Source organism: Prevotella sp. RM4, assembly GCF_000701965.1.
In the GTDB taxonomy this organism is placed as follows: Bacteria; Bacteroidota; Bacteroidia; order Bacteroidales; family Bacteroidaceae; genus Prevotella; species Prevotella ruminicola.
Genome location: NZ_JNKG01000008.1, coordinates 346038 through 368609 on the forward strand (window position 1 = coordinate 346038; position 22572 = coordinate 368609).

A 22572-nucleotide genomic window follows, 5' to 3' on the forward strand; every position below is an offset into this window, starting at 1 on the left:
GCTTTTCGCCATGCGAAAAGCTACTTCTTGTTGGGTGATAAGCTACTTTTCGACTAGCGAAAAGTTACTTTTTGATTTAGTCGTGGAGAATTAATGCCGACTGGGCATCGACGATGGCCTTGGAGCCGATGATGGTGCCGAGGCCATTCTCATTGATGGTGCCATCGCAGCATACGATGGTGTAGCGGCCATCAGGGATGGTGAGCTCCATGGGCTCCTTATTAGCATTGAGCACCACGATGATGTTGCGCCAGTCGTCGCGTCCGGCATAGTTCTTCAGACGGAAGGCTACCACACTCTCTGGTGTATCGATAAACTCCAGATGTTTGCGCACCAAGTCGGCATTGCCTAAACGGAAAGCTGGATGATTCTTGCGCAACTGAATCAGGTTCTTATAATAATTGAACACCTGTGGATACTGCTTCAGGTTGTCCCAGTTGAGTTGATTGATGCTGTCGGGCGACTCAAAGCTGTTGTGCACGCCTTTCTTGTTGCGCAGCAGCTCCTCACCACTGAGCATGAAAGGCACGCCCTGTGAGGTGAACACGGCTGTCTGTGCCAGCAGGTCGAGCTTGATCAGCTCCTCGGTGGTGATGCCAGGGATGCTGCTCTGCAAGCGGTCCACCAGGCACATGTCGTCGTGACAGCTCACGTAGCTAATCATCTGCGTGGGCTCTGTGGCCCAAGGCTCCTTGCTATAGTTCACCTTGGTCATATCCACTTGCGGATGACTGATGGCACCAGCGATACCGAACTTGATGCTCTCCTTATGGCCTGCCAAGCCAGCTAAGAATGCGGGCTGCTTATCGTCGCTGAACGGACCGCGCAAAGCATCGCGAATCTCATCGCTAAAGGCTGCGATAGTTGGCATCTGTGGGATGTTGGCCTTCATGCCCAACTGCTCGTTAGGAATAGCACAGCTGCCAGCGCTCCAGCCCTCGCCATAAATAAAAATGGTGGGATCGATGTCGTTAACAGCCTTTCGGATGGCGTTCATCGTCTCGATGTCGTGAACGCCCATCAGATCGAAACGGAATCCATCGATATGGAATTCGTTAATCCAGTACTTCACGCTCTCAATCATGAACTGGCGCATCATGGGCTTTTCGGATGCAGTCTCGTTGCCACAGCCACTGCCGTTGCTGTACTGACCATCGGCTGTTTTGCGATAGAAATAGTCGGGATAGGTGCGCTGGAAGTTGGAGTGCTCGATGTCGTAGGTGTGGTTATACACCACGTCGAGAATCACGCGGATGCCGGCCTTGTGCAGCGCCTGCACCATCTGCTTGAACTCACGAATACGCACCTCGGGCTTGTAAGGATTGGTGGAATAGCCACCCTCGGGCACATTGTAGTTCACTGGATCGTAGCCCCAGTTGTACTTGTTGTCGCTCAGTCGTGTCTCATCCACCGAACCGTAGTCGTAGCTGGGCAGAATGTGGATGGCATTCACACCTAACGACTTCAGATGGTCGATAGCCCAGGGCTCAGTCAAAGCCATGAACTTGCCTGGATACTGCGCATCCTGACGATTGATAGAGAAGTCGCGATGGTGCATCTCGTAGATAATCAGATCTGCAGGCGATTTTGTGACAGGACGCTCATCACAGCACCAGTGCTCAGGATCGGTGCTGGCCATATTGATGATGGCGCCACGCTTACCGTTGGCACCTACGGCCTTGGCAAAGACACCAGGGCACTCGCCCTTACCCATGTCGAAGGTGTAGAACTTTCCCATCAGGTCGCCCTTGATGGTGGCTGTCCAGCATTCGTTGCCAGTCTTCTGCATTTTTACGCGTTTGATGGCCTTGCCGCCTAGTCCGTCTTTATAGACACGGACAGTAATCTGCTTGGCATCATTGGGTGCAAACAGCTGGAACTTGGTTGCTTGAGGTGCATAGCTCACCTCTTTAAACGTCTGTGCTACTACCTGATGGGGTAGTAGCATAGACAACAATCCTGCAAAAATCAATTTCTTCATGCTTTATTTTGCAATAAGTGATACGGCGAAACCTCCACCAGGAGCCTCTGTGAGCTTCAGCACATCCTTGGCTGTTACCACCTTCTTGGTGATGACATAAGCCTGAGGATTCTTCTCGTAGTGAGCATCCTTGGCATCGGCATAGATGGTACAGTCGTACTTACGACCTTTGTCTAAGAAGTTGAGCTTGATGGTGCTCTTGTGTCCGTTCTCATCACATTTGCCACCGATAAACCAGTTGTCGGTGCCCTTGGCTTTGCGGGCTACGGTGATATAGTCGGCAGGCTCGGCCTCGAGATAGATGCTTTCGTCCCAATCGCAAGCTACGTCGCGGATAAACTGGAAGGCATCGTCGAACTTCTCGTAGTTCTCTGGCAGGTCGGCAGCCATCTGCAATGGTGAGTACATGGTGAGATAGAGGGCCAGCGAACCGGCGATGGTGATGCGTGCCCAAGAGTCGTTGTCGCTCCACTCCTTCAGCTTGGTGACGAAGATACCTGGGGTGTAGTCCATCGGACCGCCCTGCAAACGGGTGAATGGCAGGATGCAGGTGTGATCGGGGTTAGAACCACCGAAGGCCTCGTACTCTGTGCCGCGAGCCGACTCGTTACCAACGAGGTTAGGCCATGTACGGCAGATACCGGTGGGGCGTGTTGCCTCGTGGGCGTTGACCATGATATGGTGCTTGGCAGCCTCTTTCACTACATAGAGGTAGTGGTTGTTCATCGACTGCGAGTAGTGGTGGTCGCCACGTGGGATGATGTCGCCCACGTAACCAGTCTTCACAGCGTCGTAGCCGTATTTGTTCATCAAGTTGAAAGCCTGCTCCATGTGGCGCTCGTAGTTCTGAGTAGAACTTGAGGTCTCGTGGTGCATCAGCAGTTTCACACCCTTAGAGTGGGCATAGTCGTTGAGCATCTTGATGTCGAAATCAGGATAGGGGGTCACGAAGTCAAACACGTCGCGCTTCCACAGGTTGGCCCAGTCTTCCCAACCAACGTTCCAACCTTCAACCAATACCTCGTCGAGGCCGTTCTTGGCTGCAAAGTCGATATAACGCTTCACCTTCTCGTTGTTGGCACCATGACGACCATTAGGCTTCACCTTGTTCCAGTCGATCTGGTCGAGCTTGATGCTGGGATATTCGTCGGTATAGTTCCATGAGCTCTTGCCTACGATCATCTCCCACCATACACCGCAGTACTTGGTGGGGTGGATCCATGAGGTATCTTCAATCTTACAAGGCTCGTTCAGGTTCAGGATGAGGTTGTTCGACAGCATGTCGCGTGCATCATCCGATACCATCACGGTGCGCCAAGGGGTGTTGCAAGGTGTCTGCATGGCACCCTTCAAGCCTGTAGCATCGGGAGTAAGGTGGCTCACGAAGGTGAAAGGCTGTGGCAAAGGATAGCGTGAAGGAGCCGGATTTGGGGTATAGGCATTAGTAAAGCCTTTCAGCTCCTGTGAGAGGTGCTTGGTCTGAGCATCCACCAGCTCCAGATGCATGGTGGCATAGTCCAGACAGGCTGCCTCATGGATATTGATGTAAAGACCATCGTCGCTCTTCATCTGCAGCGATGTCTGCACGCCCGTCTCTGAGAATACGGCTACCGAGGAGTTGTACCAGTTGACTGCCTCGTTGAAACGTCCACGAATGCCTGAGAGCTTGGTCTCCTGTGTCACCTGCTCCTGGGTGTCGTAATCGCCAGGCAGCCACCAAGCTGTGTGGTCGCCTGCCATGGCAAACTCTGTGCGCTCCTCCTCAATCAGGAAGTAGTTGAGCTCTTTCTGCTGAGGGAACTCGTAACGGAATCCGATACCATCGTCATAGACACGGAAACGGATGAGCATCTGGCGTTTAGCCGATGGCTGATCCAACGTTACTGCCAACTCGTTGTAATGGTTGCGAATGTTCTTGGTTTCGCCCCATACTGGCTGCCAGGTCTCGTCGAAGGTAGAGGTTTCTTCCTTGGCGATAGCGAAGCCGTCCATCAGGTCGGTCTCGTTGGTCCACTTGGATGAGTGGCGGTCCTTAGCCAGCTCCAGTCCGAGATGAGAAGGCTTGATGACGGCACGTCCCTTGTAGGTCATCTCATAGACAGGGCGACCAGTGTTGTCAACAGAAAACTTTAATTCAATGTTGCCGTTAGGCGATTTCACATTGCCGGCGATGGCCATCAGTGGCAGCAAAGCCAGCGATAAGAGTAACTTTTTCATTTATTTTCTTCCGCTTTGAATAATTAATGTGCTGATTTCGTTATTGAAGTCGTCGGCCTGCAGCAACTGCTCGATGGTGAGGTGCATGCGATAACGCCAGTAGTGGCGTGGATTGGCCGGGATGTTGATGCGCTCGGCATTCTGGTCGGGTAGGCGAAGGCCCTCGTCGATGCTCAGCCAATCCTGCAAAGACAGCAGACAGAGCATTGAAGGCGATGTGAGGTGACGACTCACAATGTCCTTGGCCAACCAACCTGGCAGTGGGTGAGGGGCTGCACCACCACGACGTAAAGTGGTGTTATAGTAAGTCTGTGTCTGCTCCTCGTCCTCGTCCCACCATTGGCGCAATGTTGACATATCGTGGGTAGAGATGGTATCTACCGAGCGATAGGGGTTATGCGACAGTTTGCCGAAACGTGTAGTAGGATCTTTTGGCATCGACTGGATTTCGAGACTCAGGATGCGCAGTTCGTTCATCACCCAGGGCACGCAGTCGGGTACCATTCCCAGGTCTTCGGCACAAACCAACATTCGGGTAGCCTGTGTAAGGCGAGGCATCTTTTTCATTGCCTCGGTGTACCAGAACTGGTTGTTACGACGGTAGAAGTAGTCGTTGTACAAACGGTTGAACACAAACTTATCGTTGTCCCAAAGGGCTTCGTAGATAAAGTCGTTCTGAACGCCGATACGGGGATGGAACTTGTCCTTGTTCTTGCGATCGCGCACAAAGAGCACATCGCTGATGAGGGCATACAGACCATCGCGCAGATTCAGATCAGCCTCGTCGGTCTTGCCCTTGAATACGGCTTCAACCTTACGCTGGGTGTCGTATTCAGGCTTCATCTGCCAGATATCGTCGTGAGCATGATCCAGGAAGGTGTCCTTCACGTACTGAGCACGCTCGCCAAATATGCGCTCCAAAGTCCAGTCGGCAATGAATGGCTTGGTGAACAGCTCCTCCTGGAAGTGCAGGCCGTAGGCCTCAATCTCTTCGCGAGTCATACCCAATGAAGGCGAGAACTGACCTAACAAACCGTGAACGGCATCGATAGGTATTTCCCAAATGCGGAAGAAGCCTAATACGTGGTCGATGCGATAAGCATCGAAGTACTCTGCCATCTTGCGGAAACGGCGAACCCACCAAGAGCAGCCGTCTTCGAGCATAGCATCCCAGTTGTAGGTGGGGAATCCCCAGTTCTGACCGTTGGCTGAGAAAGCATCAGGTGGTGCACCTGCCTGTCCGTTCAGGTTAAAGTACTTGGGCTCTACCCAAGCCTCTACACCATCGCGACTGATGCCGATGGGGATATCGCCCTTCAGTACCACGCGCTTCTTGCGGGCATAAGCATGGGCGGCACGCATCTGCTGATCGAGGTTGAACTGTACATAGTACCAGAAGGCCACCTCTTTATATAACTTAGTTGTTGACTTGCTCATGGCCTCGCGCTCGCTGTCGGGCAACTCATGATGGTCGGGCCAGTCCTGGAATGTGGCTGTGCCGTATAGATCACGGTAATGACAGAAAGCGGCATAAGGTACCAGCCACTCCTTGTTCTGCTCGAAGAACTGCTTAAAGGTTGCCGTCTTCATAGTCTTGGCACCTTCCTGAGCATAGATGGCACGCAGATACTCCATCTTGGCATTGTTTACACGCTCATAGTCGATCTGTGGCAGGGCGTTCAGCGATTTACGCAGAACCTCGTACTCCTGGCGCAGCTTCTCGTCCTTAAGCTGTGGCAGCTGGCGCAAATCGGTGTATTGCGGATGCAGTGCATAGATGCTGATAGAGTTGTAGGGATATGAATCCTGCCAGGTGTGGGTGATATTGGTATCGTTGATGGGCAGCACCTGCAGTACGCGCTGCTTGGTCTTGTCGCACCAGTCAATCATCAGCTTCAGGTCGCCGAAGTCGCCAACACCAAAGCTGCCCTCACTGCGTAATGAGAAGATAGGGATAACGGTACCGGCACCCTTCCAAGGATAGACAGGGAAGTAGGCCTGCGACAGTTCGTACACAACGACCTCGCCATCTGCTATTTCCGGTAGCTCAACGGTACGGTTCATGCCGTTCTCCCACAATGGAGTGACATCTACCTCTTCGTCGAGGGCCACGAATTTGAACTCGATGGTACGAGGGAGTTTGTCGGCGTCAAGACTGATCACCCATTCGTTGTTCTCGTGCTCAGCCATGTCGATGGCACGCTTTGCCTCCCAGTTGCCTAAGGTTTCGCCACCACCAATCAGTGCCAGACGTTCGTTGTTACGCAACTGTGGGGCACGAACCTTCAGACGTACGGTCTTGCCATAGGATGTAAGGTTGCTCATTTTTTGTGTACGGGCGGCCACACACTCGGTAAAAGCAGTCGAGTACATATACGAATCCTCAGGGATATCAATCCAGTGGTCGTAAACCATATAACGGGCTCCCTTGGCTGCAGCAAACTCCAAACGGTGGGGAATAACCAGCCACTCGTGACGCTGCTCATGGTCGCCGCGCATCACGGTATAATAATAGTCGATGTGGGCAGCCGATTTCTCTGCCTTATTCATTTCGCACATCCAGTGCAGCCCATCCAGGGTTGTCATCTTGTGCTCTTCCGTCTTGCCATCCGTTAGGATGTTCAGTGCCAGCTCTTCGCCGAAGATAGTCTGGTACTCCAGGTTGAAAGTGATCTTCATACCAACTTGCTTTTAGTTATTTTTGGCAAAAGTACGAAAATAACCCGTTCGGTGTTTCCAAACGGGCTTGTATTTGATAGTTTCTCGATGCAAACGATTGCATGCAAGAAGCTCTGCTTATCGGGGGAGTGTCATGACGAATCTGGCGCCAGGATTAAAGTCGGTATCCAGTTGTATATCGCCTCCCATTCGGCGGGCCATACTACGTGCTACGGTTAGTCCGATACCAGTGCCTTCGTAATAGGCGTCGAGCTGTACAAACTCGTCGAAGATGTGCTCAGCTTCCTTGGCTGGAACGCCTATACCATTGTCTTCGATTGCGAACTGTACACTGCTGGTCAGGGCCTCTATATGCAGTTTTACATGTTGATCGGCACTTTTTGCACTGAATTTGCGCGCATTGTCGAGTAACAAAGTCAGGGCACGAACAGCAGCCTGCATATTTGTCTTCAGTAGAATCTTCTCTACCTCAGGCTGTATCTCCAGATCAAACGTCAGTGAGGGATTATCGGCAATCATACTCTTGGCGATGGCCTCGCTGGCAATCTTGTTAGGCGATACCTTATCGGTTCGATCAATCACGTTACGACTGTTGGCATCGCTCAGTTCCAACATCTTGTTAACCAGACCGGTAATACGTTCGGTATTGGTAACAATGTCGTTGGCAATCTGCTTCTTCTCGTCCTCGCCTAACTCTAAGTCTGGAGTGGTGAGTATCTGTGTAAAGCCACTCAGGATATTCAATGGGGTACGTATCTCGTGCGAAATCTGTTGGATGAAGTGGGTCTTCATCTTCGATGATTCCTCAGCTCTGGCTGTGGCCTCTATCAGCTGGTGGTTGGTTTGCTCCAACTCCATGTGGCTCATTTCCAAGATGTTGTAGTTGGTTTCTAACATAGCGTTAGTGAACTGCAACTTGCGGCGAGAGCGATAGAGGGTAAAGATATAAAGTGAGATGAGTGCCAGGATGATTATAACACTTAGATACCAGATCCACATGGGCACACCATGATGACTAACGCCTTCCTTGATTTCCGAGCCATATATCTTGTCAACCAGTCCTTCGCTGTCCATCTTGGCTATCTCCAGACTGATGGCGTCGATCAGCTCCTTGTTGTGGCCTACATAGCAGTATTCGCGTGGCTGTAGCGAAATCTCCTCTCGAGCCAGACTCTCGAGGCCGTAATGCTCGATAAAGTATTTGGCCTGATAACGGTAGCAGATAATGGCATCGTAACGGCCGTTTGCCAGTTCGCGGAACGACTGGTCGAGATCGTTAACTTTTACGCAAGTACCACCTTCGCGCTCCACCAGTTCGGAAATATGGCGTGAGTTCAGGAAGGCAAATGTCTTACCTTTCAGGTTACGGAAGTCAAACGTCTTGTAGTCGCTTTTACGATACACCACCTGGTAGTACAGACGGAAGATAGGGCGCGAATAATAGATGGTATCCTTGCGATAGGATGAGTAAACCATCATCGCCAGATCGGTATCGCCGTTAAGCACCGAGGTGGCCACCTTGTTCCACAGGTTGGGCACATAATAGTATTTGATACCCATACGCTTCATCAACTCGCGTGTGAAGTCGATGTCGTAACCATGGGGAAGTCCGTCTTTATCTACTGATTGCAGTGGGGCATAGTTGGCATCCAGACCAATTGTAATCTGGTCTGTAGGTGGCACGAATGCTATTGCTCGCATAGATATACTGCATAGAGTTGTTATCAACAACCCTACAATCCAGTATCTGTCTAGTCTCAATTTAATCACGTGTATTTGTTTTATTAATATAAGTTCTTAATCTTCTTAATCATCAGCCAGCGTAAAGTCTAACTGTTTGCGCTCCAGATTGGCACGGGCTACCTGAATACGTATGGGGTCGCCCAACTGGTACTTGGTGTGATGACGACGACCTACAATCATGTAGTTCTTCTCGTCGAAGTCGTAGTAGTCGTTACCCAGGTCGCGAATAGGTATCATTCCTTCACAGTGGGTCTCGTCAATCTGGGCATAGATACCGTACGACTGGATGCCGCTGATATGTGCATCGTAGGTATTACCAATCTTGTCGGCCATAAACTCTACCATCTTGTACTTGATAGAGTCGCGCTCAGCATTCATGGATATCTGCTCCATGTCGCTGCAGTGCTCGCAGAACTCCTCGTACTTATCCTTGTTGGCCGAACGGGCACCATCCTGATACTTGGTAAGCAGACGATGAACCATCATGTCGGGATAACGACGGATGGGCGAAGTGAAGTGCGTGTAGTAGTCGAATGCAAGTCCATAGTGACCGATATTGTGTACGCTATACTTGGCTTTCATCATGGCACGCAAAGCAACAGTCTCAATGGCATTCTGCTCGCGTGTACCTTCGGCCTGCGACATCAGGGCGTTAAGCGACTTGGTGATAGCACCCTTGGTACCGGCAGTTTTTACCTTATAGCCGAACTTAGCCACAAACTCGCGCAGATTCTCCAGCTTCTGTGGATCTGGTTGGTCGTGAATACGGTAGGGCAGCGTCTTTGCTTTAACACCCTTCTTCACGCGACCGATACTTTCGGCCACCGTTTTATTGGCCAGCAGCATGAATTCCTCAATCAGCTTGTTGGCATCTTTCGACACCTTGAAGTAGGCGCGGATAGGTTTGCCAGTCTCGTCGATATCAAAGTGCAACTCCTCACGGTCGAACTTCACACTGCCGTTCTTAAATCGGGCTTCGCGCAGTTTCTTGGCCAAAGCATCGAGCTTCAACAGGAATTCGGCGTTTTCGCCTTTTCCCTCTTCAATAATCTGTTGAACCTCTTCGTAGGCATAGCGACGGTCGCTCTTAATCACGGTGTGTGCCAGATGCCAATCCTTGATGTTTGCCTCGTCGTCCATCTTGAAGATAACGCTGTAGCACAGTTTTTCCTCGTCGGGGCGCAGCGAACAGATAAAGTTACACAAACGCTCGGGCAGCATAGGGATGGTACGATCCACCAGATAGATACTAGTGGCACGTGCATATGCTTCCTTGTCGATGGTTGAACCCTCTTTTACGTAGTGTGATACATCGGCGATGTGTACGCCAACCTCCCAAAGACCTTTGTCTGTCTTCCTGATACTCAGGGCATCGTCGAAGTCCTTGGCATCCTTGGGGTCGATGGTGCATGTGAATACATCGCGGAAGTCCTCACGGCGAGCAATCTCCTCTGGGGTGATAGCTGCGTCGATCTTCTCGGCAGCCTCTTCTACGTTCTTGGGATACTTATAAGGCAGATTATACTGTGCCAGGATGGCGTGCATCTCAGCATTGTTTTCACCTGTCTTACCCAGAATATCGATGACCTGACCGATGATGTTCTTATGGTCCTGATCGGGCCACTGGATAATCTTTACTACTGCCTTGTCGTCGGTCTTACCTCCCTTCAGCTTACGCTTAGGGATAATGATATCGTGAACAATCGTAGAGTCGGCTGTTACCAGGAAGGCTATATCCTTTTCAACGCGCAGCTTACCAACGATCGTGTCGTGGGCTCGCTTCACAATCTCGATAACCATTGCCTCTTTGATATGCTTATCGCGGCGCGCCATAAGTGATACCTTTACATGGTCGCCATCCATAGCCGACATCGAGTTACGTTCGGCCACAAACACAGGTGTACCACCATCATCAGGCACAAACGAGTTACGTCCGTTAGCTTTTCTGTGGAAGATACCTTCCTGTACCTGAGTCTTCAGGTTTAGTTTATAGGAGTTGTCACTCACTTTCAGCAGGAAATCATCCCACGCCATCTCCTCCATCACATCGATGGCTAGCATCTTGAGAGGATGAGTGTCGAGTTTCAACACCTTGAATATTTGTTTGAACGAGAATGTTTCGTTAGGATTATGTTGAAACAGGTTCTGTAGCAGTTCGCTTACCTGCTTCTTTCCTAAACGTTTTCCACCTTTCTTCTTACCCATAGCTTGTTTTCTTTTTTCTTTCTGCCTGCAAAGATAAGAAAAAAAAGGCACGGATTACACGGATTGACACAGATTTTTTCGTAAAATAGTTAAAATCCGTGTAATCCGTGTAATCCGTGCCTAAAAAATTGTAACTTTGCACGGAAATTTTTAAGATGTATGAAGATATTAGTAACTGGTGCGAGTGGTTTTATCGGCTCGTTTATTGTTGAGGAGGCACTCCGTCGCGGCTTTGATACATGGGCTGCGGTACGTGGCAGTAGCTCTAAGGCTTATCTGCAGGATGAGCGCATCAACTTTATCGAACTGAACCTTTCGTCGAAGGCTCAACTGGTGGAGCAGCTACGTGGTCAGGCATTCGATTATGTGGTACATGCTGCAGGTGTAACTAAGTGCTTGGATAAAAAGGATTTCTTCCGTATAAACACCGAGGGAACTAAGAATCTGGTTGATGCACTCGTCGAGGTAGGTATGCCGCTGAAGCGATTGGTGTTTGTAAGCAGCTTGAGCATTTTTGGTGCTATCCGTGAACAGCAGCCTTATCAGGAGATTAAGGAAACCGATACGCCCCAGCCTAATACCGCTTATGGTCGCAGTAAACTGGCCGCTGAGCAGTATCTGGAACAGATGGCCTCGCGCGTACCTTATATAATAGTACGTCCAACTGGTGTTTATGGTCCTCGTGAGAAAGACTATTTTATTATGGCCAAGAGCATTAAGCAGCACTCCGATTTTGCTGTAGGCTACAAGCGTCAGGATATCACCTTTGTATATGTAAAGGATGTGGTTCAGGCCATCTTCCTGGCTTTGGATAAGGGCGAGAACGGTAGAAAGTACTTCTTGAGCGATGGTAAGGTATATCAGAGCGAGACGTTCAGCAATCTGATTCATCAGGAACTGGGATGCCCATGGTGGATTCGAATCAAGGCGCCTATCTGGGTACTGCGTGTGGTAACCTTCTTTGGTGAGTATATCGGACGACTGACAGGTAAGGTGACCGCGCTTAATAACGATAAATATAATATTCTTCGTCAGCGTAATTGGCGTTGTGATATTCAGCCCGCTATCAGTGAACTGGGCTATAAGCCTGAGTACGATCTGGAACGTGGCGTGAAAGAAACAATTAAATGGTATCAGGATAACAAATGGTTATAAAAAAGATATTCGAGATAGAAAAGAAACCCCGTAAGGGATTAATGGCATTCGAGTGGGCAGTGATGGCTTATCTGATATTTACACTGCTGCTGATGATGATCACCTTTACCAAATTGCAGAATCCAGGTGCGATGCTCTGGGGACGTGCGCAGGTGGTTATTTCTACTCTGGCACTCTGGTGGGTGTATCGTATGATTCCCTGCCGCCTCACGATGATGTTCCGTGTGGCATTGCAGCTGATACTGCTGTCGTGGTGGTATCCTGATACCTATGATATCAATCAGGTATTCCCTAATTTCGACCATGTGTTTGCCGGTTACGAGCAGCAGCTGTTTCACTTCCAGCCCGCTCTGGTCTTTTCGCAGGTTATTTCTAATCCGGTGTTCAGCGAGCTGATGCATCTGGGCTATGCCTCGTATTATCCGCTCATAGCCTTGGTAACGCTTTACTATTTCCTGTATCGTTATCAGGAGTTTTCGCGTGTGGTGTTTATCATCCTGGCATCATTCATGCTCTATTATGTCATCTTTGTACTGATGCCCGTTACCGGTCCGCAGTATTACTACTTGGCAGCAGGCGTAGATCAGATAGCACAGGGCAACTTCCCCAATGTGGGCGATTATTTCGCTACCCACACTGAGGCGTTAACCATACCAGGTTGGAAAGATGGCTTCTTCTACCAGTGTGTGGCCAGTGCGCACGCAGCAGGCGAACGTCCTACGGCAGCTTTCCCCAGCAGTCATGTGGGTGTAACCACCATTCTATTGTTGTTGGCTTGGCATGCCCGTAATCGTAAACTGCTGTACACATTGTTGCCCTTTTACGTGCTGATGTGTTTCGCAACTGTTTACATTCAGGCGCACTATGCAGTAGATGTGATTGGTGGTTGGATTTCGGCCCTCGTCATCTATGCGTTTTTGTTTTTTTTATCAAAAAAATTTGTTTGATTCGAAAATAATGCTTATCTTTGCAACCGAATAAGTAAGGATAAGACATAATACAACATAGGGATTCCGACACAAGGCGAGTCGGGATTCTTTTCTTTTTTGTCCATCCGAGTAATTAAGAAAATCTTTAAAAATTGAATAGTTATGGCATACATGTCACAAGAAGGCTACGATAAACTGATAGCCGAACTGCAGCGTTTAGAAGGTGTTGAGCGTCCAAAGGCCTCAGCCGCTATTGCCGAGGCCCGTGAAAAGGGTGATTTGAGTGAGAACTCTGAGTACGATGCCGCTAAGGAGGCACAGGCTCATCTTGAGGATAAGATCAATCAGCTGAAGATGACTATCGCCGAAGCAAAGGTGATAGATACCAGCCGTTTGAGCACCGATTCTGTACAGATTCTCTCGAAAGTAGAGATGACTAACCTGACCAATAAGGCCAAGATGACTTACACTATTGTAAGCGAGAGCGAGGCTAACCTGCGTGAGGGTAAGATCTCTATCCAGACTCCTATTGCCCAGGGCTTGCTGAACCATAAGGTGGGTGATGAGGTTGAGGTGAAGATTCCTCGTGGTACTATCAAACTGCGTATCGACAAGATCACTGTTGGTTAATTGATAATTGAAAATTGAAAGGCATGGATATCTTTAGCAAAATCGCAGCTGGCGAGATTCCCAGCTATAAGTGCGCTGAGAACGAGGAGTTCTTCGCATTTCTTGATATTAATCCGTTGGTAGAGGGACATACACTGGTTATCCCCCGCCGCGAAGTAGATTACATCTTTGATATGGACGACGACGAGTTGGCTCGCTATCAGGTGTTTGCTAAGCGCGTTGCTCTGGCCATCAAGAAGGCCTTCCCATGCAAAAAGGTAGCACAGGTAGTGCTGGGCCTCGAAGTGCCCCACGCACATATCCACCTCATCCCTATGCAGAGTGAGGCCGATGTTGACTTCCGCCGTGAAAAGCTGAAGCTTACAGAAGATCAGTTTAAGGCTATTGCCGAAAAAATACGTGGTGAGTTTGTGTGATTACACAAACTCATCGCCGTATTTAATCCTTACCTCGTTTACATATTTCTTTACCATCGACGAGTTGTCGCTCTTCTTGCAGATGAGTAGCACCCCGTCTTCTTCGGCTACGATATATCCCTCCAGGCCGTTGAACACGCCCAGTTTTCCTTTAGGTAGCTTGATGATGTTGTTCTTGCAGTCCTCAAGTATTACTTCCGAGTCCATCACCACGTTGTCGTCGGGTACTTTGTGCATCACCTCGTAGATGGCATGCCAGGTACCCAGGTCGGCCCAACCAAAGTCGCACTTCATCACATACACGTTGTTGTTGCTCTGCTCCAGAATGGCGTAGTCGAGTGATAGGTTGGGATAGCGTGGATAGTTATCGGCCACAAACTTGGCTTCCTCCTCCTCAGTGTAGTCCGGGTTGTCGTAGCGTAACTCGCGCAGTACTGGGGGAAATACATGTTCGAACGTGTCGAGTAAGTGGTAGGCGTTCGAAATGAAGATACCTGTGTTCCAGTAGAACTCGCCGCTCTCCATAAACATGCGTGCAAACTCGCGTTCGGGCTTCTCGGTGAATGATTTAACCTCGAACACATCAGGCTTGCAGCTCAGGTCGCCTAGCTGTATGTAACCATAGCCTGGCTCGGCACGTGTGGGTTTAACGCCCATGGCCAGCAGTACGTTGTTTTTGGTTACGTAACTGATGCCAACCTCCATGCTGTGCATAAATGATGTTTCGTTCAATATCAGCTGATCGCTGGGCGATACGATGATGTTGGCATCTGGTGTGTGGTGGTGAATACGCATAGCTGCCCATGCCACACTGGGGGCTGTGTTGCGATGAATAGGCTCTACTATGATGTTTTTGGGATCAACCTCGGGGAGCTGTTCTTTCACCAGTTCCAGATATCCCGCGCACGTACATATTAATATATTCTCTTTGGGTAGCATTCGGGCAAAACGGTCGTATGTCGTCTGTAACAAAGTGCGGCCAGTGCCAAAAAGGTCCAAAAACTGTTTAGGGTACTGCTCTCGGCTGACGGGCCATAATCGCTGACCGCGACCCCCTGCCAGAATCACGCAGTAATTTTTATTATTATTTATTTCCATCATTAGGATTTTAGCATTATATTCTACCTGCAAACATACAAATATTTTGCGAAACAAACAAGAAAATCCAAGTTTTTTTTCATTTTCTTTTGGTAATTCAAATAAAAGTCGTATCTTTGCACCCGCTTTAGGAGATTAAGCAGCAAAGACTGTTAAGCCCAGATGGCGGAATCGGTAGACGCGCTGGTCTCAAACACCAGTGGAGCAATCCATCCCGGTTCGATCCCGGGTCTGGGTACCAAGTCCTAAGGCAAGGGAATCTTCGGATTCCCTTTTTTTGTGCCAAAAAGTTAGTAGTTTTTCAGGAAAATGATTACCTTTGCAGCCATGAGAAAGTGTTTTGCGTTTTTTCTGTTGCTGTTGTTGGCTGTTTTGCCTTGCTCTGCTAAGGTGAAAACAACGATAAGTACCCGCGATTTGCAGGTAGATACTACAGGCCAGTCGCTGTGTACCAACCAGTTGCAACAAGCCATCGATCGTTTGGCTAAGAAAGGTGGTGGCACATTGTTGCTGGCGCCAGGACACTATCTTACAGGTGGCTTGATGCTGCATTCAGGCATTACACTGCAGTTTGATGAGGGTGCTGTGTTGCTTGGTAGCACCAATCCTTACCACTATCAGTCGATGGCTGTTGAAGATACCGACGACCAACGGGGTGATAATGCCTCGATGGCCTTGTTGATGGCAGATGGAGCTGAACACGTTTCTATTTGCGGAAAGGGTGTGATTGATGGGCAGGGCCTGCAGTTGGCCCTGAATATCGATAGTCTGCACCATACAGGCGAACGGGTTGATGCACATTACAACCAGCGTCGCCAACGTCCCGGCGAACTGGCGCGTCCCAAACTCTTTTTCTTTTACCGCTGTAAGAATATTGAGGTCAATGACGTGACATTGAAAAGCAGTGCCAACTGGGGCTTGTCGTTCGATTTATGTCAGCACCTGAAGCTTACCAACCTGACTATCGAGAACCGTGCTTATTGGAATAATGATGGTATCGACTTTACGGATTGCCAGCATGTACTGGTAGCCGATTGCCGTATCAACTCGGCCGATGATGGCGTTTGCTTGAAGTCGTATCACACCCAGAGCGAGTGCCGTGATATAGAGCTGGCTCGTTTGGATATCCGTAGCAGTGCTTCGGCCATCAAGTTCGGTACTGCTTCGTGGGGTGGATTTCGTCAGGTGTATATCCACGATATCAAGGTTCGCGATACGTTCCGTTCGGCCATCGCTATCGAGAGTGTTGATGGTGCTCAGATAGATAGCATCCTTGTGGAGCGTGTTGATGCACGGAACACCGGCAATCCTGTATTTATGCGTTTAGGACAGCGTGCAGGTCAGCGTAAAGGCTCGCTTAAGAATGTTACCATTCGCGATTTTAAGTGTGAGGTACCTTCCGGTCGTCCTGATGAGGCTTACGACTTGCGAGGCCCTGAAGTGGATTTCTTTCACAATCCCTTCCCCAGTAGCATCTGCGGTATCCCTGGCAATAAAATCCAGGACGTTCTGCTTCAGAATGTCAGCATCCTTTATCCTGGTCGGGCCACCAAAGGTATGGCCTATATTCCCCTTTGGCGTAAAGGCGATGTGCCCGAACAGATACAGAAATATCCGGAGTTTACCATGTTTGGCGAACTCCCGTCTTGGGGCTTCTATCTTCGTCATATCGATGGTATAACGCTCCAGAATGTGCAGCTGAAGTTAGCAGCCGATGATTTCCGTCCTGCCATTGTTGATGAGGATGTGGACAGGCTGTTGATTGAATAAGAAAATGTCAAAAACTCTACAAAAGATTTTAATTAAATAGATTCGTTATGATTAGGTATACCAAGAAGGAGGAGATATGGAATGCAGCATCACACGGTGGAGGTGTTCTGTTGGGTGTGGTGTTTGGCATTATTTTCCTGATATGGTGCTTCCAGGCCGATAATAACTGGGCCCGAATTGGCGTGATTCTTTACCTGTTTGGTATGCTGGGTTCGTATGCTGCCTCTACCATCTATCACTCCATCAAGCACCACTCAAAATGGAAGGAACGATTACGCAAATGGGACCATGCTGCCATCTACTGGCATATAGCTGGTTCGTACTCGCCTTTAACGTTGGTGGCCCTGCGCGAACAAGGTTATTGGGGATGGAGCCTTTTCTGCTTTGTGTGGGCTTGTGCTATTGCTGGAACCATTATCAGCTTTATCCATCTAAAAGAGCATTCCAACGTCGAAACGTTCTGTTTCGTCGGTATGGGTCTGAGTGTTCTGGTGGCCTTCAAACCCCTGATCGATTCGGTATCAACAGCGGCTGTTGTATGGATTATTGCCGAGGGTGTGAGCTACATCACTGGTGCCGTTTTTTATTCTTTGAATAAGACCAAGTATATGCACTCCGTTTTCCACTTTTTTGTGCTTGCTGGTAGCATTTGTCACATCATTGCCGTGTGGGATGTGCTGATGGAGTACTTATAATGGTTAAAAGTTCGGGGTTTTTTTGGTCGTTTCGCTAAAAAGTAGTAATTTTGCACGCACATTTGCAAATTTAATCTATCATATGGCATATACACGTATCACAGCTGCCGAGGCTGCAGCATTGATTAAGAATGGCGAGAACATCGCCATGAGTGGTTTTACACCCGCAGGTGTAGCCAAGGCAACAACAAAAGAGTTGGCTAAAATTGCTGTAGCTGAGCATGAGGCTGGTCGCGAGTTTAAGGTAGGTATCTTTACCGGTGCTTCTACTGGTCAGAGTACCGATGGCGACTTGGCAAATGCGCAGGCCATTAAGTACCGTGCCCCTTATACCACTAATCCCGATTTCCGTAAGCATGTTAATTTGGGTGAGATTCCCTATAACGACCTGCACCTGAGTCATATGGCACAGGAGCTGCGTTACGGTTTCTATGGCGATGTGGATTGGGCTATCCTCGAGGTGTGCGACATCGAAGAGGTTGGCAACGACTATCACGTGTATCTCACTGCTGCAGGTGGTATCTCACCCACAGCAGCCCGTTTGGCTAAGAAGGTTATTCTCGAGCTCAACTCGTTCCACAATCCCAACGCCAAGTTTATTCACGACGTGTACGAGCCACTTGATCCTCCTTACCGCAAGGCTATCCCCATTGAGCACGTAGGCGACCGTATTGGTAAGCCCTATGTAAGCATTCCTAAGGACAAGGTGGTAGGTGTTGTAGAGTGCAACATTCCCGACGAGGCCCGTGCCTTTAAGGATAGCGATCCTGTAACCGAAAAGATTGGTTTCCTGACTGCCGAGTTCCTGGTGGAGGAGATGCACAAAGGTCGTATCCCTCAGGAGTTCCTGCCATTGCAGAGTGGTGTAGGTTCAACAGCCAACGCTATTCTTGGTGCACTCGGTGAGGACAAGCACGTGCCTAACTTCAATATCTATACCGAGGTGATTCAGAACTCAGTAATCGAGATGATGTTGAACGGACGTGTAAAAGATGCATCGGCTTGCTCGCTCACTGTATCTAACGATTGCCTGATGCAGGTTTACGACAATATGGACTACATGAAGCAGCACCTGACACTGCGTCAGAGCGAGATCAGTAACTCGCCTGAGCTTATCCGTAGATTAGGTGTGATTGCTATTAATACGGCTATCGAGGCCGACCTTTATGGTAACGTAAACTCTACCCACATCAGTGGTGTGAAGATGATGAACGGTATTGGTGGTAGCGGCGACTTTATCCGCAATGCCTACCTCTCTATCTTCACCTGTCCTTCGATTGCTAAGGGTGGTGTCATCAGTTCTATCGTGCCATTCGTTAGTCACCAGGACTCTTCGGAGCACGATGTTAATATCATCGTAACCGAGCAGGGTGTGGCCGACTTGCGTGGTAAGAGCCCTGCCCAGCGTGCAGAGTGTATTATCGAGAACTGCGCACATCCCGACTATAAGCAGCTGTTGTGGGATTACCTGAAGATTGCTAAGATGGGACAGACCCGTCATTGCCTCACTGCTGCATTTGCCATGCACGACACACTGGCTCGTAAGGGCGACATGAAACTGACTGACTTTGCTGAATATGTGAAATAAAAAACAATGGACTAATTATTAATATATGAGAGATTTGAAAAAATGGCAATTTAGGATTACCTTAATCCTTACTGCTGCAATCCTGATGTCGTGTGGCGGCAATTCGCGCTCATGGAAGGGAAACAGTAAGTCGGCTAAGGATTCGCTGAAGGTAAGTGCCATAGACAGTATGATTGTAGCTGTTGAGGAAGCAAAGGATTATGAACGTAAGTTTGCTTTGGCCGACAGTTTGGAAAAGACAGGCGACATCAGTCCTGTAAAGGCAAATTATTGGCGCGGTACTGCTTTGCGCAGCATGAAGAAAAAAGCAGCCTCTGAGGCATACTTCAAGAAAGCCTTGGAAGTAGAGGATTTACAGGAAAAGGATGTGCTCTATTATAGCCGTTCGGCTCGCATATTGTCGCAGATGCTTTCGGTTAAGAACGATTACGAAGCAACCCTGCGTGTGGCAACACCTGCCGTACAGAAACTGGCAGGACTTCCCAAGGCACAGTCGGGCGATTTGGCTGTCCTCTATTATGTAATCGGTTCGGCCCAGATGTATCTTGGTCACGTCGAGGATGCTTCTGAGAGTTACGAGAAATCCTTCGAGCAGTATATGAAATCTATCTCGAAGAAAGATACCAACGGTTCACGTATCCGTTCGGCCATTACCGGTATTAACAATATTACCGTGGCCTGCTTGAACACCCAGCACTATAAGGAGGGTAAGAAGTGGAATGACCGTACCGACTCTCTGCTGTATGTGTATCGCTTGCGTCCGGATGCCGACTCTGAGGTTTGCGACCACTATCGCGCTCGTATCCGTTTGTTCAACGCTTTGACTGCCTATGAGTTCGGTCATCGTGCCGAGGCAGATGCCAGCTTTGCTGCCTTCCAGAAAACTGATTATGCAGCTACCGAGCAGGGAAAGTTGGATGCTAACGACTATCTGATGAAGGCTCATCGTTTCGAGGAGGCTGCTAAGAACTTCCGTACGCTCGATCACTGGGTTGATGTCCGTGGCATGAAGATGAATCTTGATAATATCTCGATGTATCTCATTCCTAAGTATCGTGCCAATATCGGTGCTGGCCGTAAGGATTCGGCTATTTACGTAGCCAATCAGATTGTAAACGCATACGATTCTGCCCTTGTATGGTCAAAGCGTGATGATACAGCCGAGATGGCAACCATCTACGAAACCCACCAGAAAGAAGAAGAACTGGCTCGCAGTCAGTACGAGCTTGAGAAGCGTGGACATGATATTGCCCGTCAGCGTATGATTAGCTTCGGTATTGGAATCCTGCTGCTCACAGGCTTCCTGGGCTTCTATACACTTAACAAGCGTAAGGCCTTTAAGCTGTTGCAGGATGCCTACGATCAGCTTGAGGAGGCTACTTCGGCCCGTGAGCGTATCGAGAGTGAGTTGCGTATTGCGCGCGATATCCAGATGTCGATGATTCCGGCCTCTAACCTTGAGAGCGAGGGCTTGGATCTGTTTGCATCGATGACGCCTGCCAAGGAGGTTGGTGGTGACCTTTACGACTACTTCCTTGAGAAGGATCACCTTTACATTGCTATCGGCGACGTATCTGGTAAGGGTGTGCCTGCCTCACTGTTCATGGCTCAGGTTATCCGCCTGTTCCGTGCCATGGCTAAGCAGCACTACACGCCTGCTGATATTTGTACCCGCATCAACAACGAGTTGACCGAGAATAACGAGAACGGTATGTTCATCACCATGTTCATTGGTTTGATCGACCTGAATAGCGGTCGTCTCGACTTCTGTAACGCAGGTCATAATCCTCCCGTACTGGGTGGCGATGCTGATGGTGGTAACTTCCTGAAGATGGTTCCAAATGCACCTATCGGTTTGTGGCAGGGCCTCGAGTTCGAGGGTGAGTATATCGATAGCATCAAGGGTAAGCCTCTCTTCATCTATACCGATGGTTTGAACGAGGCCGAGAACCCCGATCTGGTTCGCTTTGGCGATGATCACATGCTGGATGTTCTCCGTCATACCGAGTTTGCTAACGCCATGCAGGTGGTTGAGAGCTTGAAGCGTCAGGTAGAGGAGCACCGTCAGGGTGCCGATCCTAACGACGACCTCACTATGATGTGCCTGAAGGTAGGATAATCCGTAAAATTATATACCGATATCATCAAAAGTACCGCAACGCGTTGCGGTACTTTTTTGCGTATATGCGCTTGCATTTTTGGCAAAAAATGTTCATATTTGCAATACCAAAACAACACAAATATTCATATAATAGGTCATTTGATGGTATCACAATAGGGTTGTCTTGTTGCACATATCATTAAATTTAATTATTAGATAAGGTCACCGGCTTGTGAAAGTCGGTGACCCATCTAACTGGAGAAAGCAACGCGTTGCGCAAATTTTTTTGATGTGTTGCGCCTATTATTTATGCAAAAATATGTATTTTTGTGCTGACTAACATTATACAACGACTTAGATGAAAAGAATTTCGCAGCGAGAAATCGCTAACTTATTGGGTGTCAACGTCTCTACCGTATCTCGTGCTTTGCGAGGTCTCGAAGGCGTTAGTCAGGAATTACGTCAGAAAATTCTTAGTCTTGCCAAGGAGCAGGGCTACCGTCCCAACCCGTTTGCTGTAAGCTTACGTTACGATACCACCCGTACCATAGGTGTTGTGGTGCCCGATGTGTCGTTTAACCATTATGCCCAAATCGTGAAGCGTATCGAGGCCGAAGCCCGCAAAGTGGGCTACATGTGTATCATCACCGATTCGAACGACAAATACGAGAATGAGAAGAACTGTCTCGAGCTGTTGGTGAATATGCATGTAGAGGGTATTATCTTATGCCTGGCTCAGGATACGACCGATTTCTCTCATATTCAGCATCTAAAGAAGATTCATATGCCTGTAGTGCTGTTTGACAGAGATGCTGATATCGATATCTCGTCGGTAGTTATCAACGATGTTGAATCAGCTCGTGAAGTTACTTGCAGGTTGATTGACGGTGGTGCCAAGCGTATTGCTTTCCTGGGTGGTCCTAACCGCCTGAAGCAGACGGCCGATCGCAAGCATGGCTATCTTGAGGCTCTGCGCGAACGTGGAATACCTATCCGCAAGGAGTTGGTAAAGTGTGATTTTCTAAGCTTCAGTTCTGGTTTCTCGAATACTACCGAGTTGCTTGATATGCACGACCGTCCTGATGCCATTGTTGCCAGTCATGGTTTGCTGACCCTTTCGTCAATGAAGGCCATCGAGGCTCGTGGGATGAATGTTCCCAATGATATCTCAGTTGTGGGTTATATGAGCGATTGGATTTCGGAGGTATTAACCCCTCGTGTGTCGTTTGTTAAGCAGAACCAGAAAGAGATGGGCATCAAGGCCTTTAAACTGCTGCACGACCAGATGGATGGCGACACCTGTGTGCAGCATGTCATCGTAAAAGCCCGACTGGAGTTGCGCGACAGTACCCGATGACAACCAAC

The 22572-nt window shown here is 49.0% G+C and carries 15 protein-coding genes and 1 tRNA gene; 10 read left to right on the forward strand and 6 right to left on the reverse strand.

What is annotated here, in order from left to right:
• Positions 1-76: 76 nt before the first annotated feature.
• The 5 genes from pulA to rnr all read right to left on the reverse strand — a co-directional run bounded on the left by pulA (position 77) and on the right by rnr (position 10825).
• Positions 77-1948, reverse strand: a complete 1872-nt coding sequence (gene pulA / locus T499_RS0107305) for a type I pullulanase (RefSeq protein ID WP_198021271.1) — start codon at positions 1946-1948, stop codon at positions 77-79.
• Between the two features lie 36 nt (positions 1949-1984).
• The gene (locus T499_RS0107310) at positions 1985-4198 is read right to left on the reverse strand and encodes a glycoside hydrolase family 97 protein (RefSeq protein ID WP_033150410.1); all 2214 of its coding nucleotides are present in this window, start codon (positions 4196-4198) and stop codon (positions 1985-1987) included.
• A complete protein-coding gene (locus T499_RS0107315) occupies positions 4199-6877 on the reverse strand; it encodes a 4-alpha-glucanotransferase (RefSeq protein ID WP_033150411.1) in 2679 nt (892 codons plus the stop codon).
• A gap of 117 nt (positions 6878-6994) precedes the next feature.
• On the reverse strand, positions 6995-8578 hold the full coding sequence (locus tag T499_RS0107320) for an ATP-binding protein (protein WP_084162965.1): 1584 nt from the start codon (positions 8576-8578) through the stop codon (positions 6995-6997).
• 105 nt (positions 8579-8683) lie between these two features.
• Positions 8684-10825 carry a ribonuclease R gene (rnr, locus tag T499_RS0107325; protein WP_013064580.1) on the reverse strand — a complete coding sequence of 714 codons (2142 nt, stop codon included), beginning with the start codon at positions 10823-10825 and terminating at the stop codon, positions 8684-8686.
• Between the two features lie 159 nt (positions 10826-10984).
• Between rnr and T499_RS0107330 the strand changes: the two genes are divergently transcribed.
• The 4 genes from T499_RS0107330 (at position 10985) to T499_RS0107345 (ending at position 13955) form a co-directional block, all read left to right on the forward strand.
• Complete coding sequence (locus tag T499_RS0107330) at positions 10985-11980, forward strand: NAD-dependent epimerase/dehydratase family protein (protein ID WP_033150413.1); 996 nt, start codon at positions 10985-10987, stop codon at positions 11978-11980.
• Positions 11971-12927 carry a phosphatase PAP2 family protein gene (locus tag T499_RS0107335; RefSeq protein ID WP_033150414.1) on the forward strand — a complete coding sequence of 319 codons (957 nt, stop codon included), beginning with the start codon at positions 11971-11973 and terminating at the stop codon, positions 12925-12927. Before T499_RS0107330 ends, T499_RS0107335 begins: the two co-directional genes overlap by 10 nt.
• Positions 12928-13071: 144 nt before the next feature.
• Positions 13072-13539 (forward strand): transcription elongation factor GreA, encoded by a 468-nt coding sequence (gene greA, locus T499_RS0107340; protein WP_013064600.1) that lies wholly within the window; start codon positions 13072-13074, stop codon positions 13537-13539.
• A 23-nt stretch (positions 13540-13562) separates the two neighbouring features.
• Positions 13563-13955: an HIT family protein gene (locus T499_RS0107345; RefSeq protein ID WP_033150415.1), complete on the forward strand. Its 393-nt coding sequence runs from the start codon at positions 13563-13565 to the stop codon at positions 13953-13955.
• On the opposite strand, the gene T499_RS0107350 is transcribed toward T499_RS0107345, so the two are convergent.
• Positions 13956-15053 (reverse strand): mannose-1-phosphate guanylyltransferase, encoded by a 1098-nt coding sequence (locus T499_RS0107350; RefSeq protein ID WP_033150554.1) that lies wholly within the window; start codon positions 15051-15053, stop codon positions 13956-13958.
• Positions 15054-15209: 156 nt separating this feature from the next.
• Between T499_RS0107350 and T499_RS0107355 the strand changes: the two genes are divergently transcribed.
• The 6 genes from T499_RS0107355 (at position 15210) to T499_RS0107380 (ending at position 22564) form a co-directional block, all read left to right on the forward strand.
• Positions 15210-15294, forward strand: a tRNA-Leu gene (locus tag T499_RS0107355).
• Between the two features lie 86 nt (positions 15295-15380).
• Positions 15381-16823: a glycoside hydrolase family 28 protein gene (locus tag T499_RS0107360; protein WP_033150555.1), complete on the forward strand. Its 1443-nt coding sequence runs from the start codon at positions 15381-15383 to the stop codon at positions 16821-16823.
• Between the two features lie 47 nt (positions 16824-16870).
• Entirely contained in the window at positions 16871-17518 is a 648-nt protein-coding gene (locus T499_RS0107365; RefSeq protein WP_028906842.1) for a PAQR family membrane homeostasis protein TrhA, read from the forward strand.
• 82 nt (positions 17519-17600) lie between these two features.
• Positions 17601-19106 carry a succinate CoA transferase gene (locus tag T499_RS0107370; RefSeq protein ID WP_013065192.1) on the forward strand — a complete coding sequence of 502 codons (1506 nt, stop codon included), beginning with the start codon at positions 17601-17603 and terminating at the stop codon, positions 19104-19106.
• 25 nt (positions 19107-19131) lie between these two features.
• Entirely contained in the window at positions 19132-21225 is a 2094-nt protein-coding gene (locus tag T499_RS14160) for a PP2C family protein-serine/threonine phosphatase (RefSeq protein ID WP_157054552.1), read from the forward strand.
• Between the two features lie 340 nt (positions 21226-21565).
• Positions 21566-22564 (forward strand): LacI family DNA-binding transcriptional regulator, encoded by a 999-nt coding sequence (locus tag T499_RS0107380; RefSeq protein WP_033150416.1) that lies wholly within the window; start codon positions 21566-21568, stop codon positions 22562-22564.
• Positions 22565-22572: the final 8 nt, after the last annotated feature.